12 protein-coding genes are annotated in these 14,805 nt (G+C 43.2%); 7 read left to right on the top strand and 5 right to left on the bottom strand.

The features are described 5' to 3' along the window. The first annotated feature begins 311 nt into the window (after positions 1 to 311). Positions 312 to 1,538 (top strand): beta-ketoacyl synthase N-terminal-like domain-containing protein, encoded by a 1,227-nt coding sequence (locus LAJ61_RS02085; RefSeq protein WP_224054291.1) that lies wholly within the window; start codon positions 312 to 314, stop codon positions 1,536 to 1,538. A gap of 105 nt (positions 1,539 to 1,643) precedes the next feature. Beyond that, complete coding sequence (locus LAJ61_RS02080; RefSeq protein WP_224054290.1) at positions 1,644 to 3,158, top strand: anthranilate synthase component I family protein; 1,515 nt, start codon at positions 1,644 to 1,646, stop codon at positions 3,156 to 3,158. Positions 3,159 to 3,160: 2 nt separating this feature from the next. Here LAJ61_RS02080 and LAJ61_RS02075 read toward each other — a convergent pair whose 3' ends face one another. Continuing rightward, positions 3,161 to 3,397, bottom strand: a complete 237-nt coding sequence (locus LAJ61_RS02075; RefSeq protein ID WP_224054289.1) for a hypothetical protein — start codon at positions 3,395 to 3,397, stop codon at positions 3,161 to 3,163. A gap of 20 nt (positions 3,398 to 3,417) precedes the next feature. Continuing rightward, on the bottom strand, positions 3,418 to 4,542 hold the full coding sequence (gene hisC / locus LAJ61_RS02070) for a histidinol-phosphate transaminase (protein ID WP_224054288.1): 1,125 nt from the start codon (positions 4,540 to 4,542) through the stop codon (positions 3,418 to 3,420). A 377-nt stretch (positions 4,543 to 4,919) separates the two neighbouring features. Between hisC and LAJ61_RS02065 the strand changes: the two genes are divergently transcribed. Both LAJ61_RS02065 and LAJ61_RS02060 read left to right on the top strand, forming a co-directional pair. Further along, positions 4,920 to 6,206 carry an MFS transporter gene (locus tag LAJ61_RS02065; protein ID WP_224054287.1) on the top strand — a complete coding sequence of 429 codons (1,287 nt, stop codon included), beginning with the start codon at positions 4,920 to 4,922 and terminating at the stop codon, positions 6,204 to 6,206. Between the two features lie 298 nt (positions 6,207 to 6,504). Continuing rightward, positions 6,505 to 7,053, top strand: a complete 549-nt coding sequence (locus LAJ61_RS02060) for a ferritin (protein ID WP_224054286.1) — start codon at positions 6,505 to 6,507, stop codon at positions 7,051 to 7,053. A gap of 128 nt (positions 7,054 to 7,181) precedes the next feature. Here LAJ61_RS02060 and lon read toward each other — a convergent pair whose 3' ends face one another. The 3 genes from lon to LAJ61_RS02045 all read right to left on the bottom strand — a co-directional run bounded on the left by lon (position 7,182) and on the right by LAJ61_RS02045 (position 10,990). Then, complete coding sequence (gene lon / locus LAJ61_RS02055) at positions 7,182 to 9,662, bottom strand: endopeptidase La (RefSeq protein ID WP_224054285.1); 2,481 nt, start codon at positions 9,660 to 9,662, stop codon at positions 7,182 to 7,184. A 506-nt stretch (positions 9,663 to 10,168) separates the two neighbouring features. Beyond that, positions 10,169 to 10,369 carry a hypothetical protein gene (locus LAJ61_RS02050; RefSeq protein ID WP_099834293.1) on the bottom strand — a complete coding sequence of 67 codons (201 nt, stop codon included), beginning with the start codon at positions 10,367 to 10,369 and terminating at the stop codon, positions 10,169 to 10,171. A gap of 15 nt (positions 10,370 to 10,384) precedes the next feature. Then, positions 10,385 to 10,990: a 5-formyltetrahydrofolate cyclo-ligase gene (locus LAJ61_RS02045; protein WP_224054284.1), complete on the bottom strand. Its 606-nt coding sequence runs from the start codon at positions 10,988 to 10,990 to the stop codon at positions 10,385 to 10,387. A gap of 482 nt (positions 10,991 to 11,472) precedes the next feature. Between LAJ61_RS02045 and LAJ61_RS02040 the strand changes: the two genes are divergently transcribed. The 3 genes from LAJ61_RS02040 to gspF all read left to right on the top strand — a co-directional run bounded on the left by LAJ61_RS02040 (position 11,473) and on the right by gspF (position 14,803). Then, complete coding sequence (locus LAJ61_RS02040; protein WP_224054283.1) at positions 11,473 to 12,456, top strand: AraC family transcriptional regulator; 984 nt, start codon at positions 11,473 to 11,475, stop codon at positions 12,454 to 12,456. A 217-nt stretch (positions 12,457 to 12,673) separates the two neighbouring features. Continuing rightward, positions 12,674 to 13,570: a hypothetical protein gene (locus tag LAJ61_RS02035; RefSeq protein ID WP_224054282.1), complete on the top strand. Its 897-nt coding sequence runs from the start codon at positions 12,674 to 12,676 to the stop codon at positions 13,568 to 13,570. Between the two features lie 27 nt (positions 13,571 to 13,597). After that, the gene (gene gspF / locus LAJ61_RS02030) at positions 13,598 to 14,803 is read left to right on the top strand and encodes a type II secretion system inner membrane protein GspF (protein ID WP_224054281.1); all 1,206 of its coding nucleotides are present in this window, start codon (positions 13,598 to 13,600) and stop codon (positions 14,801 to 14,803) included. Positions 14,804 to 14,805 lie beyond the last annotated feature (2 nt).

The following is a 14,805-nucleotide window of genomic DNA, read 5'->3' as shown; positions in this document are numbered from 1 at the left end:
GGTTATCCTTAATATTATGCTTTTTTTTGGAAAATACTGCTGTAGTAAAACAGCGTAAAGAAAGTGACCGCACTTTTCAACTTTAATGCGTAAAGAGACGTTACACAATGATATCTTTTGCCGATTTGTTTGAGTGATTCACATATATCGAGTTTGGGTTAAGACAAGATAATTAACTATAAACGTGATGAATAGCTGTGGCGTAAGAAATATTTTGTAACATTCTTGGGGAAAAACTAGGCAGGTGAAATCCAGAGGGGTACAATAGCGTGATATTTATCATCAATTGATTAAACCAAAAGGAATGGTATATGCAGCGCGTTGTAATCACAGGGGCAGGACTTATCTCATGTATTGGTAATGACTTAGCCACAGTCAGCGAGTCGCTACAGCAAGGAAAATCGGGCTTGGTATTTAATCCGATTTATCAAGAAAAAGGCTTTAAAGCCTGTGTCTCAGGTATTATTGATGAAGATAACCTAGATACCTCGCATATCGATCGCAAACTTAAACGCTTTTTGTCAAAAGCCAGTTTATACGCTTATCTAAGTGCGCTACAAGCAATCGAGCAAGCAGGATTGTCATTAGCAGATATTGCTCATAACACTAATATCGGCGTGGTAGCAGGTTCGGGTGGGGCATCGAGTGCCGATGTGGCGGCAGCGGTTGATGCAATGCGCGAAAAAGGCTTGCGCGGTGTCGGCGCAATGGCAGTGCCAAAAACCATGGCAAGTACAGTATCAGCCAGTGTTGCAACGGGGTTAAAGATTGGCGGGGTTAGCTACTCTATTGCATCAGCTTGTGCGACCTCAACGCATTGTGTGGGTCATGCTATGGAGCTGATTCAATTGGGTAAGCAAGACATCGTGATTGCAGGGGGCGGCGAGCAAGAAGATTGGACACAATCTTGTATGTTTGATGGTATGGGTGCGATGAGCACACAATATAATGACAACCCGCAACTCGCCAGTCGCCCTTACGATGCAGATCGAGACGGCTTTGTGATTGCAGGCGGTGGTGGTATGGTGGTGGTTGAGAGCCTAGACTCTGCTAAACAACGCGGCGCGACTATTTTGGCAGAGATTGTTGGCTATGGTGCAAGCTCTGATGGGGCGGATATGGTGGCACCCAGTGGGGTAGGTGCTATCAATTGTATGAAACAAGCGCTTAAACAAGCAGGCTTAAACTCTGTTGACTATATCAATACTCATGGTACCAGTACGCCGATTGGGGATATCACCGAGCTTGAAGCCATTCGCCAGGTGTTTGGAAGTGAGTTACCACCCATTAGCTCAACCAAATCAATGACAGGTCATAGCTTGGGCGCGGTGGGCGTGCAAGAATTGATTTATTGTTTGTTGATGCTCAATCAAGGCTTTATTGCGCCCAATATCAATATCGAAAACTTGGATGAAAAAGCCAAAGATTTTGATATTGTGCGTGAGAAACGGGATGCAAATCTTAATACGATTATGACCAATAGCTTTGGCTTTGGTGGTACCAATGCAAGTTTAATCATCAAAAAGTTTGTTGAATAAATACTGATGGACCGTCATAATTGATAAAAATAGGCGATGACAGTTACCCGATTGTTATCGCTTTTTTGACGCTAAATATAATCATAAAGGTAAAGCATGTACCCAATGCCAAGTTTACAACATCTTGCGCCCTCTCAACTCATCACCCTGTTACAACAGTTTAATACGACAAATAATCATGCAATCTATCCGCTTTGGCTCAATAACGAAGGTCAAAATGTTATTGGTTTATTGCCCAAAAAAATATTTGAAATACATTCTCAAAATCAGCTATATCAGCTTACCCAAAAGCAACGTCAAAATTGCTCATTCGATGATTTTAGTTACTGTGATACTGTGATTAATACTGGGGCTGATACTGCGACTAATACGGTGGGCAATGTTGCCACTAATAGGGCAGCTAAGGATGTTGATATTGGCGAATTAACTGCTGCGCTTGAGGCTTATCAACACCAGCAGCTATCATCTAAGCAGTCTGCTATCCAACATACGGCTAGTGTGGGCTACCAAGATGGCTTGATGGGGTTTATTAGCTACGATTTATCAGCGCATCATTTAGCAAATGCAAACCATGTGCAAGCAAGTACACATCACGGGGAATCCAGTTACTTAACGCCCAATCAGCCGCAGCTATTTTTGGGACATTATGATATTTATCTAACCTTTGAAAATAATCATTGGCAACTACATGCAACCACACAAGAAGCCATTGAGCAAATAGATGTGATTCAACATTGGCTGACGCAAACGTTAACCGTTGAAAATAACCCTGTTGTTAACCCTATAATGCTGCAGCCAATTTGGCAAACCAGCGATTATGAAAACGCCTTTTACAAAGTTCAAGACTACCTAACAGCAGGGGACTGCTACCAAATTAATCTTACCCAGTGCTGGCAAGGTGAGTTATCCAATCAGCAGTTGGTGGATTATTTGCCAAGCTTGCATCAATCCACCCAGGCACCCTTTGCAGGATATCTAGCACTCAGCAATTATGAGTTACTAAGCTGCTCACCTGAGCTATTTTTTACCTTTGCCAACAATGCCCAAGGCGAAAGTTGCATCATTACCAAACCGATAAAAGGCACGCGCCCTCGCGGACAAAGCGTAGCCGCTGACCAAGCCAATAAAAATGAACTTGCCAGCAGCGAAAAAGACATCGCCGAAAATGTCATGATTGTCGATTTGCTGCGCAATGATTTGGGCAAATATGCCAAGACTGGAACGGTAAAAGTCCCAAAACTGTTTGATATCGAAAGTTTTAGCAATGTGCATCATATGGTGAGCACCATCACCGCCACACTCAAGGACAATATTAGCCCTTGGACGGTATTGTTTGAAAGTCTGCCCGCGGGGTCAATCACGGGTACCCCCAAAAAGCGCGCGGTAGAAATCATCAATGAATTGGAAGCCAAACCGCGCGGGGCTTACTGTGGTACGATGGGGTATCTCAATTTTGATGGCACAGGGCAATGGAATGTGCTGATTCGTACGCTACAAGCTTCAGATAATAATGTCAGTCTGTGGGCAGGCGGCGGCATCACGATTGCGTCAGACTGTGAGGCAGAGTACCAAGAATGTTTTGATAAAGTAGGAAATTTATTAAAAATATTGCACCAGTAACGTTACAACAACCTGCCATCAAGCGCGGTATTGAGTTCGCCTGCACTGATGGGCGCACTTTCGTCCTCAAAGGGATTAAACACTGGCTCAATATCATAAAAGGCGATATGGGTGTCCACAATCGCCAGTTTTTTGCGACCCAGTTGCTGGCTAAATGCCAATAAATCCGCTTGATGAGCAAAGCGATAAGTCACCACCTTGCCTGTTTCGATATTTTGGCATTTGATAAAAAACTGCATGCTAGGGTCACTCACAGCGGTCAAACCAAATTTGTTAAGGTATCTAGTAATCGCTGATTTTGTTCTGCTGTACCGATGGTAATACGCAAATAACTACTAATTTTTGGTTTGTTAAAATGGCGAACAATCACCCCTTGCGCCCGCAGTTTTTCAAATACCTGTATGGTTTCCCCCATCGAAGCAGGTGGTTTGGCAAACACAAAGTTGGCTTGTGAAGGCAAGACAGTAAAGCCTAAATGGGTCAAAGCTTGCGTGACATCATGGCGTAGTTCAATGACTTTTTGGTTGCAGGCAACAAAATAATCGTTATCTTGCAAGCTAGCAACCGCGCCTGCTTGGGCAAGGCGATCTAGTGGATAGCTGTTAAAACTATTTTTATAGCGATTTAACGCTTCAATCAGTGAGTGATTGGCAAACGCCATGCCGACACGTAGCCCTGCTAATGAGCGAGACTTTGAAAAGGTTTGGGTCACCACTAAGTTATCATATTTATCAATCAAACTGACCGCAGAGGCATTGGGTGTGTCTGCAAAATCAATATACGCTTCATCAATCACAATGACCGCATTGCGATGTTCTTGAAGGAGTTTTTCGATATCCGCCAGCGGCAAAAGCACACCAGTTGGCGCATTGGGATTGGCAATAATAATGCCACTGCAAGGGCGGCGATAGTCATCGACATCAATGCTAAAATCGGCTTTGAGCGCAATGGTCACCAAATTCACGTGGAAAGTATCGGCATACACAGGATAAAAACTATAACCAATATCAGGGGTTAATACCGAACGGTCTTTGACAAAAAAACAAGCAAAAATATGCGCCAAAACTTCATCAGAGCCATTACCGACAAAAATTTGATTGGGGGCTACATCATAAACTTCCGCCATTACCGCACGTACTTCATCAGATTCTGGGGCGGGGTAGCGCTTTAAATGATCCGCTTGATTGAGCAAAACTTGTGCGATGGCTTCAGCGACTTTGGGAGAGGGTGGAAAAGGGTTTTCATTGGTATTAAGCTTACACAGATTGTCGTGCTTGGGCTGTTCACCCGGAGTGTAGGGCGTTAGGTTGCGAATCAAGGTGCTCCACAGTCGAGTGTTAATTTCGGGCGTTGCATCTGCGTTTGAAGTAAGCGTATCCACCATGACAAATCCTTACAAGATAATCAATGTGTTAAATCAATGTGGCCAATCAATTTGCTAAGTCAATTTACCAAATCAAGTTACCAAACCAATGCGCCAAAGGCTGGCACAAACAATACATAGTAGCATAAATTGGTTAAAAATTTATCTATCGCAGCCCACTGATATTATAAAATTTGGGCTAACGGTTGAGCAAAACGGATAGACAGTGAATTTTTAGCCGCTATGTGAATAAACCGTGCGCTGGCTTGGCGAATGTGTTAAAAGATAACCTTTTAAATCAAGCCCGTTAAACCAAGCCTGTTAACTCAAGCCCATGAAAATAAGCTTATTAAATCACCCGTGCTAATAGATTACCTAGTTAAAATTTTGGAAGATGTATGAAATTCTCATTGTCGCAATCGAGCGAGTCGAATATTCACCCTGCTGCTAATGCGTCTCAGATGCCGGTAGCGACTGCCCCGAGCAAGGCATTAATTGTCACGGTAGTCATTGCTATTTTACTGCTCGCTATCAATATGCGCGCGCCCATTATTGGGTTTGGTGCGGTAGCAAAACTGGTTCAGCAAGATTTGGGGTTAACGACCAAAACCATTGGTTTGATTGGTACGATTCCTGTCATGGCATTTGCATCGAGTTCGTTTGTTGCCCCTATGCTGTCACGGCGGATTGGCTTGGAAAACACCATGATTTTGGCAACCAGTTTGCTTGCCATCGGTATTTTTGTACGAGTGGCGCATCCGCAATTAGGGTTTTTGCTAGCGGGCACGGTGCTGCTATCGTTGGCGATTTCACTCGGCAATGTATTAATCCCTGCCGTCATCAAAAAATACACTCCCAATCACATTGGGCTTGTGATGGGAAGCTATTCGATGTTTTTGTCGGTGTTTGCTGGCTTTGCGTCAGGCATTGCGATGTGGCTTGTCAGCTTGTCCAATTGGCAATTTGCACTGGGGGTATGGGGCTGGGTCTCTGTGGCAGCGGTAGCAGCTTGGCTAATGGTTGCTCATTTGCGGTTACGGCAAAAAATTAGCACCCATGATGCTCAAGTCATTAATCAAGCGGTTGCCGAAGCGGGACAACCAAGCCGAAAATCGGTCTGGAAAATCCCGATGGCATGGTGGATTAGTGCCTTTATGGGCTTGCAATCACTACTTTATTATACGCTCGCCAGTTTTTTACCGTCGTTACTCATTGATAAAGGGCTGAGCAAAGCGCAAGCAGGTAACGTGGGCATGGTGTTTCAATTGGTCGCTTTTCCTTCGATTTTACTGTTGACCAAATGGGTTTCTAGCCAGTGGAATTTACGCACGTTAGCGTTGCTTGCCGCAGTGGGAAACTTGGTAGGCGTGTTTGGCTTTGGGTTTTTACCCCTGCAAGGCTGGGTATGGGTTTGGAGTATCGCATCTGGCTTTGGATGTGGGGTGATTTTTACCTTATGTATGATGATTTTTACCTTAAAATCAAAGGATAGTCAACAAGCCGCTGAACTATCGGGGATGGCACAAACCGTGGGCTATAGCATCGCAATAACCGGTCCGATTGTGACAGGGTGGCTTAAAGACTTGAGTCATACTTGGACACTATCGATGGGGTTTTTAACTATTTTGATGGCGATTAATTGTGTGTTTAGTTGGTTGGCAACGCAAAACAAAGCGATTGAATAGCGAGGAAAAATTTGGGGTCACCTTGCGCGTTTTCCCCCGTATTTTTATGTTAAAGGCTTGTGTATCTTTCAGCTAAATTGAGTAAAAAATCCTGTTTATTGCCAACTTTTTATCTATACTGTGAGCGTCATTACCAATGCAATTAACGGTAACTAACGGCAATAGTATTGATAATGCTCTGTTTTATCCTTAACAACTATATAGCCAATCTTGGTAGCCAATTAGGCGATAAAGTTGTCTAGTCAAGATTAGCCATCTTATAAAATTAGCCACAAAAAAATCATCAGAGGAAAATAACATGTCAAACGATAAACGTATTTCAGACACAATGGAAAAAGCGTTAAACAAGCAAATGATGGAAGAAGCCACGCAAGCGCAGGCGTATATTGCGCTCGGTAGCTGGGCGGAAGTGAACAATTACCCAGGTATTGCAGATTTTTTCTATAAGCATTCCGCTGAAGAACGTAATCATATGTTCAAATTTTTAGCCTATATCAATGAGCGTGGTGGCGAAGCTAAAATTGAAGCGATTCCCGCACCGCGTGATAACCCTGTCAGTCTTGAAACCTGTATCGAAGACGTTTGGCAACATGAGTTAGAAAATTCAAAAAAAATCTATGCACTTGTGGACCAAGCCATGGCAGAGCGCGATTGGGCAACGTTTAATTTCTTACAATGGTTTGTCAAAGAACAAATCGAAGAAGAATCGTTAATCAATAATCTACGTGATAAATTTGCCTTGGCATCAAAAGATAAGGCAGATAACCAAAACTTCTATGAGTTGGATAAAGACATGGCATCAGCCCCTCAAGAAGGTGATTTGCCGCGTGAAACATCGGTGGAATAATTTTTGCCTGCATAAAAAAAGCTGAGAATCAATCTCAGCTTTTTTTTACTTCATTATTATTTAATTTCAGCTTTTACTTCAGTGGCAGCTTAGCTTTTTAAGCTAGCTCTTTAAAATAGCTTTTTAAACTAGCTTTTTAAACTAATGTCACTGGCATCGACGGGTAATTGATTGGGTTTTAACGCCACAGGTTGTGATACCAAAGCGGCTTTAAATACTTCATCAATCGTTTCTACTGGCTGGATGCTTAAGCCCTGTTTGACGTTATCAGGAATATCAATCAAGTCACGCTCATTGGATTTTGGAATCAACACGTGTTTGATACCGCCACGATGCGCTGCAAGCAGTTTTTCTTTCAAGCCACCGATACGCAGCACTTTGCCACGCAAAGTAACTTCGCCTGTCATGGCAATATCGGGGCGGATAGCAATACCTGTCATCGCAGAGGCTAACGCAAGTGTTAACGCAATACCGGCGGATGGACCGTCTTTAGGGGTCGCACCTTCTGGCATATGCACGTGGATATCTGTGCCTTTGAGCTTATCATAGCTGACGCCCAAGCTATCAGCACGGGCACGAACCACCGTCATCGCCGCACGAATTGACTCTTTCATCACATCACCCAGTGAACCTGTAAAACTTAGTTCACCTTTACCTTGCACCGCAACCGCTTCAATGGTCAATAGCTCACCACCGACTTGTGTCCAAGCCAAACCTGTGACACGGCCGACTTCAGGTTCTTGCTCCGCCAAGCCATAATCGAATTGGTATACACCCAAGTAATCAGCGACGTTTGAACTATCGACCGTTAATTTGTGTGCCGCTGCTTTATCTTCCGCTTTGTCTTTGCCCGATGATTCAACGTTTTGTTTCACCACTTTGCGGGCGATTTTGTTGATTTCACGTTCAAGGTTACGCACACCTGCTTCACGGGTATAACGCTGTACAATCGCTTTGAGTGCCTCATCGGTGATATCAATTTCAGTATCACTTAAGCCGTTTTGCTGAATCGCTTTTGGTACTAAGTATTTATCCGCGATGCTGATTTTTTCATCTTCAGTATAACCTGGCAGACGAATCACTTCCATACGGTCAAGTAGTGCAGGCGGGATATCCATACTATTAGCGGTACAGATAAACATCACTTGTGATAAGTCTAAATCCATATCCAAGTAGTGATCGTTAAAGCTATGATTTTGCGATGGATCTAACACTTCAAGCAGCGCTGAAGCAGGGTCACCACGAAAATCTTGCGCCATTTTATCGATTTCATCGAGTAAGAATAGCGGATTTTTTACGCCCACTTTTGAGAGTGATTGTACGATTTTACCTGGCATAGCACCGATATAGGTACGTCGGTGCCCACGAATCTCGGCTTCGTCTCGCACACCGCCCAATGCCATACGGATAAACTCACGACCTGTCGCACGGGCAATGGATTCACCTAAGGATGTTTTACCCACCCCAGGCGGACCTACTAAGCACAGAATCGGACCTTTTAAGGTATCCACGCGAGATTGCACTGCCAAGAACTCCAAGATGCGGTCTTTCACGTCTTGTAAACCATAATGGTCAGTGTCAAGCACGTCATGGGCTTTATTGAGGTCGATTGAGACATCACTGGTTTTGTTCCAAGGCGTATCTAAAATCCACTCGACATAGTTACGTACGACCGATGACTCAGAAGAGGCGGCAGGCATGGTTTTGAGTTTACGAAACTCATTTTCTGCTTTTTTACGCACCGCTTCTGGCAAATCGGCTTCCGCTAAACGTTTTTCTAGCTCGGCAATGTCGTCGTCTTCATAATTTTCACCGCGTTCTTCATGAAGGTCAGAAAGCTCAGATTTTATCGCTTTCATTTTTTCATTTAAGAAATACTCGCGCTGGTTGTTTTCCATCTGGCGACGGACCGCTTCTTGTAATTCTTGCTCGATATTGTGCTCGGCACTTTGCTGAATCAAATAGTCTGACAACGCTTTGATATGCGCAGTCAAATCATCGACTTCCAAAAAGTTTTGTTTAATCGATAAATTGAGTGAGACACGCGTCGCAATGAAATATACCAACTCTTCAAGCGAGTTGATACGCTCTGCCACACGAATCAACTCGCGTGAGTTACGTAGGCGATTTTCCGCATATTTGCTAAACAAAGCAACTAACGCTTCTTTGTGCGATTTTTGCGTTTGAGCGCTCATATTCACGGTGATGGGCGCTTTTTCAAAATCGGCCAATAATACCGCTTCTTCCTCATCGGTGTCTTGGATATCGACCAATTTGGCACGGTACAGACCTTCAATCAGCACTTTGATACAATTTTCGTCATTTTCATGTGGCATGGTATTGACGACACGGCACACCGTACCATATTCAAATAGATTACTGGCATCAATGTCTTCAGATAGTGAATCTTTTTGTGCCACCACCAATACTTTATTGTCGAATTCATTTTGCGCAAGCTCGACTGCTTTAACTGAAGGTGCACGACCCACAAATAAAGCAATTTGCATTTGTGGATATACCACAACGTCACGTAAAGCTAACAATGGTAGCGTAGTGAAGTCTTGCGACTCAGATGATTCTGGGTTTGTCATTAAAACATCATCTTGCATATACTATGTCCCCTTAAATAACACAACAAGCAACTGACCATTTGTGAGCAAATGATGGCTTGCTGATAGACTTAAAAATATAAATGGCGTCAATGCAAAAAATTGCAAGGCTAGCGATTCAAAGGGAAAAAAAGAATATATGAAGGGATTTAAAAGGCTAAAAATTGTGGTGGCTAAGGCAATTTTCTAGCTCGGCATAGCAAAAAGACATTTAAAATAAGAGTCAAGATAATTAAAAAAAGCCCAAATTTGACGCTTGAAGGAAAAATATCTAGCATGGCGCTATAATCTTCAATTATTAAACGCTTGTATTGGGCATAAAGCTCAAACCAAATCGCCAAATTGCAAGCTGTCATACTGACAAAGATTATCAAAATAAACCAAGCCTCACCTAGCCAACACTTCAGCAAAACAGGTTGTGTTAATCCCAGTAGCGGCAACAACCAAGCCAACAATCCCAATAATATACTAATCATAAAGTCACTCTAATATTGATTCATTACTGCCTAGAAGTCATCCAAGTCTTCAGAATTCACTCGGGTAAAGGCATCCGCTTGGGTTAAAAGTTGCGTTAATCTAGCGGGATTCATGACACTGGCAATTTCTGCATCGCTTAATTCATTAAGATTTTCAGTTAATTTGGCATTATTAGTTGGTGAATCTGAAGCGGTAGTTGGAATGCTGTCATTGTTTTTTTTATCGTTCATCTAATTATTATCCATTCATTCTTTAGACACCAAATAGCGTCGGAATATCCATAGTTTACTCGGCGTGATGAGGGCATCAAGCGTGATATCCCAAGGATTAGCATTTAATTTTTCAACCAATTGAAAATCATAAGCCCAGCCAATTTTAAGCGGTTTGTTTTTAGCCTTGGCTAAGGTGCGGTCATAGTAACCGCCACCCATACCCATACGATTGCCAATTTTATCCGCTGCCACTAGCGGCATAAACAATACATCAAGCGCCGCTACGTTAAGCATTTTTCCTTTCTCAGGTTGGCGCATACCTAGCGGGTGTTTGGGTAGGCGAGATTGTCGCCAAGTTTTTTGGTTAAATTGGATAAATACAAGCGGCTGATATTTGCCGGTAACGACAGGTAAATAAATACTATAACCGCGCTGTCTCGCCCAATCCATCAGCGGTTGGGTAGGCATCTCCCCAAAGGCATCTGCAAAAATCCCGATCTTGACGTTTTTGCCAGTTAAAGCAGGATGCTGTAGTCGATTCAAACTTCGTCGTGCTTGATAAGCGGCACGATTACGGTGGCGCTTGGATAAGCGTAGACGTTGTTGACGTAACTGTTTACGCAAGTGATGAGCATTCATAGATTCATAGCGATGATGGAATGGTTATAGATTATAGTTAAGCCATTGATAATAAAGCATGATAATAAATCAAAATCGAAAAAAAGCCAAATAGCTGATTTGGCTGATTAGGTTTAGTTGCTTAGCTATTTATTCACTTATTTATTTGCTTAGACACCCAAACATCCTACCGTTATCGTATAACCCATAACAAGTGTTCACTAACTATTATTACCTGTTATGCCATTACCTTTGAAATCGTTGAAAAATAAAGCATTTTTTTGGGCGGTGACACTAGATTTTAGTAGCCCTACAGACTCAAACTTAATCAGCAGCGCCTGTAAAAGATGATATGATTGCTGATAATGAGGATGACGGTTTATGTATACGTCTTTAAATTTTTATCTCAAGTCCAATTACCAAAGTTTGGCTTGTAAGTTAGCTCGTTTGTAGTTTATGTTGCATTTTTTTAAATTGCTGTGTTAATAACTTAGGAAAAATTAATGGATGCACTCAGTATGTTGCTTGAAGATATACATTTGTATCAAACTCAGTATCACTATATACACGCCACTGGGGAGTGGTCATTTGAGTTAGATAAAAAAGATTGTATCGTGTTTTATTTGATTACCACAGGTGGGATTAGTATTAAGGTCGATGATGTATATCGCAACGCACACGCGCGCGATGTGGTCATGGTGCCAGGCGGCAAGAAACACCTTATTTGTGGTGTGGGGCAATCGGATATCCCATCAATTGACATTGCTCCCTTATTAAGCAACCAGACTGTTGAAACTATCAACTTGGGTAAACCCGCTATTCATAGCAAAGGTGATGAGCCAGCGCAAATAACCGAAATGGTCGCAATTGTGTGCCATTACGATAGAGAGATTACGCGTCCGTTACTAAGCGCTTTACCAAAAATTTTGCCAGAAAGCGAATCAAACGATGAGCAAAAAATGATTATGCTTGATTTGGGGGTCAAATTTTTGGCATTAGAGTCTGAGCAGAACCGACTTGGCAAAATGACCATTATCAATCGTATCGCCAGTATTTTGATGATTGAGTGTGTACGCAATTATATTGAGGACTTGCCTGAAGCGACAGATAATTGGCTAAAAGCTGTGAAAGACCCTTACCTTGCCAAGGCGTTGGCAGTCATGCATGATCGACCCGAGACCAATTGGACCATTCATAAGTTAGCTGAAGTCGCCGGGATGTCACGCAGTAGTTTTGCCGAGCATTTTCGTGAGGTGGTGGGGGTGCCGCCGTTAACTTATTTAACCGACTATCGACTTCGTCTTGCAGCGCGGTATTTACGGCTACAAGAAAATAGCATCAGCCGTATCAGCGAGTTAGTGGGTTATGCCTCCGATAGTACCTTTAGCCAAGCATTCAAACGCGTCTATAAAATGTCACCACGAAAATATCGCCAGTCGTTTCGAACCGATAGTGTGCATTTTGCTGACAGCTTGAGCGAGGAATGAGTCAGTAGTTGAGAACCCTGAGTAACCACAAAAAAGCAGGTTTGCTGCGGTTTTGTGGTTATCGCCACTTTTATAGCAAGCTTTATATCTTATAGCCAGTTTATCGCAACCAAGAATGACCAGTCTATTTTCATAGCAATATCTGTTAGGTTATGTCGACAGGGGTATGATATAGTGACAAGCATTGTCCCATATTTTATCAGCTGCGATTGCCAACATGGAAACTTCAACTACCAAAGGTCAACCTGTCGAAGCACATGGCTTGCAAATCAAGCCCAATCCAGAACACCCTGCGATGGACCATCGTGGTGTTAACCCAATGGATGTTACCAGTCAATACACGGCCGTGTTTCATGCGCAAGAAAATGCGGTGACCCAGTATTTTGAGCACTCCCAACCCCACCAACTTTTATTTTATATCTCCAGTAAAAAATCCCAATTTATTGAAACTAAAAAACTGCAAGTCGCCAAATATTTAAACATGCGCGATAATGTTGGGCTGATGCAACTGCAGCATTTGTTCAATAATTTACATATTGTCGATGATTTGGTGATGTCCATTAGCCATCATTTACCGCCGCAGCGACCGACTGGTTGGCAGCTTGTCAGCCAAAACAAAAATTTAATGAACCTGCCAACCTTAGGCTTGATGCCATCGTCAGCTGAATTTCGCGGTCTTGAGCATAGTTTGGCGGCGATCGTGATTCAGTTTTTGGGGGTGGCATGCTATCACAACGACCGGGGTTATTTTGTCGGGCATATTCTAGGTTATCTATTTAGTTGTTATTATTTTGCCCATCTCGGTGTCAACTATTCAGTCACCCCATTAAAAGAGGCGGCGATTCCTAATTACCCTTACCAAGTCATCAATGTGGCAGAATTAGTGAGACTATTGCAATCACTCGATGAGTCGCTCAAAGCGCAAGTTTATCAATTAGCCATCTATTGTGCGCAAATCAGTGAATACGCTGTTGACAAACGAATCGAGAAAATGCTGATTACTGAGGTCAATAGCTTTAACAAACAAGACTTGCGCGATGAGCTATCGGTATTGGTACAATATGATTCCAATGAAAACGAGTCTTTATTTCAGCCTATTAAGCCTTTAAAATAACGCTAATCTTACCCGTTGGGAATTCACATGCCCGCATTTCAGTACAAAGCCATGGATACCCAAGGCAAGTCACACCAAGGTATTCTGGAAGCCGATTCTGCTAGACTCATCCGCCAACAACTGCGCGATAAAAATTTACTGCCTGTCGAAGTCTCACCTGTAAAAAAAACCGATGTCAGTCGCAACCGATTGTGGCAAAAAGGGGTGGGCGCGTATGATTTGGCATTAATCACCCGCCAATTGTCGGTGTTGTTGGCAGCTTCCATACCGATTGAACAAGCGTTGCAAGCGATTGCCAAACAAAGCGAAAAACCGCATGTCAAAGCGTTGATGCATGGCGTGCGTGCCAAAGTATTGGAAGGCTATAGCCTAGCGAGCGCGCTACAAGACTCCGGTAATTTTCCAGCAATTTATATCGCCACCATTGCCGCAGGTGAGCGCTCAGGGCATTTGGATTTGATTTTAAACCAGTTAGCCGATTACACCGAAAATCGCTTTGCCATGCAAAAAAAGGTACAAGGCGCGATGGTGTATCCGATAATTTTGCTGGTGATGGCGGTAGCAGTGGTGGTGGGCTTGATGAGCTTTGTCGTGCCAAAAATTGTCAAAGTGTTTGAACAATCCGAGCAAGCGCTGCCATGGATCACCCAAGTGGTGTTGGCATTGTCTAATCTCTTAACCCAATGGTGGTGGCTGATATTAGGTGGGCTAATCGGTGCGGTGTTTTTATTTGTGAAGTTTATTAAAACGGCGGCAGGCAAAGCCACTTTTGACCAATTTATCTTGCGCTTGCCGGTGTTTGGTAAATTATCGCGAAACCTGAACGCATCACGTTTTGCCAGTACGTTAGCGATTTTGGTACGTTCAGGGGTGCCATTGGTGGAAGCACTAGCCATCGGCGCGGCAGTCACCACCAATACCCATATCAAACATACCATCGTGAACGCCACAGAAAAAGTCACCGAAGGCGCGAGCCTATCAAGCCAGCTTGAGCGCAGTAATTATTTTCCGCCGATGATGGTACAAATGATTAAAAGCGGTGAGAATTCAGGCGAGCTTGATGACGTGCTGACGCGTGCAGCAGCGATGCAGCAAAATGAAGCCACCAATATGATTAGCACGCTATTGTCACTACTTGAGCCGCTAATGTTGGTGCTGATGGGGGTGATTGTCATGACTATTGTAATGGCAGTGATGCTACCGATTATCAATATGAATGACTTGGCAGGCTAAAC

It is taken from the genome of Faucicola osloensis, assembly GCF_020041925.1.
Classification (GTDB): Bacteria; Pseudomonadota; Gammaproteobacteria; order Pseudomonadales; family Moraxellaceae; genus Faucicola; species Faucicola osloensis_D.
The sequence above is the reverse complement of the archived record's forward strand: the minus strand, read 5'-3'. Positions and strand labels throughout refer to the sequence as shown.

Bases quoted from the DNA above. Each gene is read 5' to 3' on its own strand.
- lon (WP_224054285.1), bottom strand. From the start codon at position 9,662: ATGCAAGATGATGTTTTAATGACAAACCCAGAATCATCTGAGTCGCAA.
- LAJ61_RS02080 (WP_224054290.1), top strand. From the start codon at position 1,644: ATGCCAAGTTTACAACATCTTGCGCCCTCTCAACTCATCACCCTGTTA.
- gspF (WP_224054281.1), top strand. From the start codon at position 13,598: ATGCCCGCATTTCAGTACAAAGCCATGGATACCCAAGGCAAGTCACAC.
- LAJ61_RS02035 (WP_224054282.1), top strand. From the start codon at position 12,674: ATGGAAACTTCAACTACCAAAGGTCAACCTGTCGAAGCACATGGCTTG.
- LAJ61_RS02040 (WP_224054283.1), top strand. From the start codon at position 11,473: ATGGATGCACTCAGTATGTTGCTTGAAGATATACATTTGTATCAAACT.
- LAJ61_RS02085 (WP_224054291.1), top strand. From the start codon at position 312: ATGCAGCGCGTTGTAATCACAGGGGCAGGACTTATCTCATGTATTGGT.
- LAJ61_RS02060 (WP_224054286.1), top strand. From the start codon at position 6,505: ATGTCAAACGATAAACGTATTTCAGACACAATGGAAAAAGCGTTAAAC.
- LAJ61_RS02065 (WP_224054287.1), top strand. From the start codon at position 4,920: ATGAAATTCTCATTGTCGCAATCGAGCGAGTCGAATATTCACCCTGCT.
- LAJ61_RS02050 (WP_099834293.1), bottom strand. From the start codon at position 10,369: ATGAACGATAAAAAAAACAATGACAGCATTCCAACTACCGCTTCAGAT.
- hisC (WP_224054288.1), bottom strand. From the start codon at position 4,542: ATGGTGGATACGCTTACTTCAAACGCAGATGCAACGCCCGAAATTAAC.
- LAJ61_RS02075 (WP_224054289.1), bottom strand. From the start codon at position 3,397: ATGCAGTTTTTTATCAAATGCCAAAATATCGAAACAGGCAAGGTGGTG.
- LAJ61_RS02045 (WP_224054284.1), bottom strand. From the start codon at position 10,990: ATGAATGCTCATCACTTGCGTAAACAGTTACGTCAACAACGTCTACGC.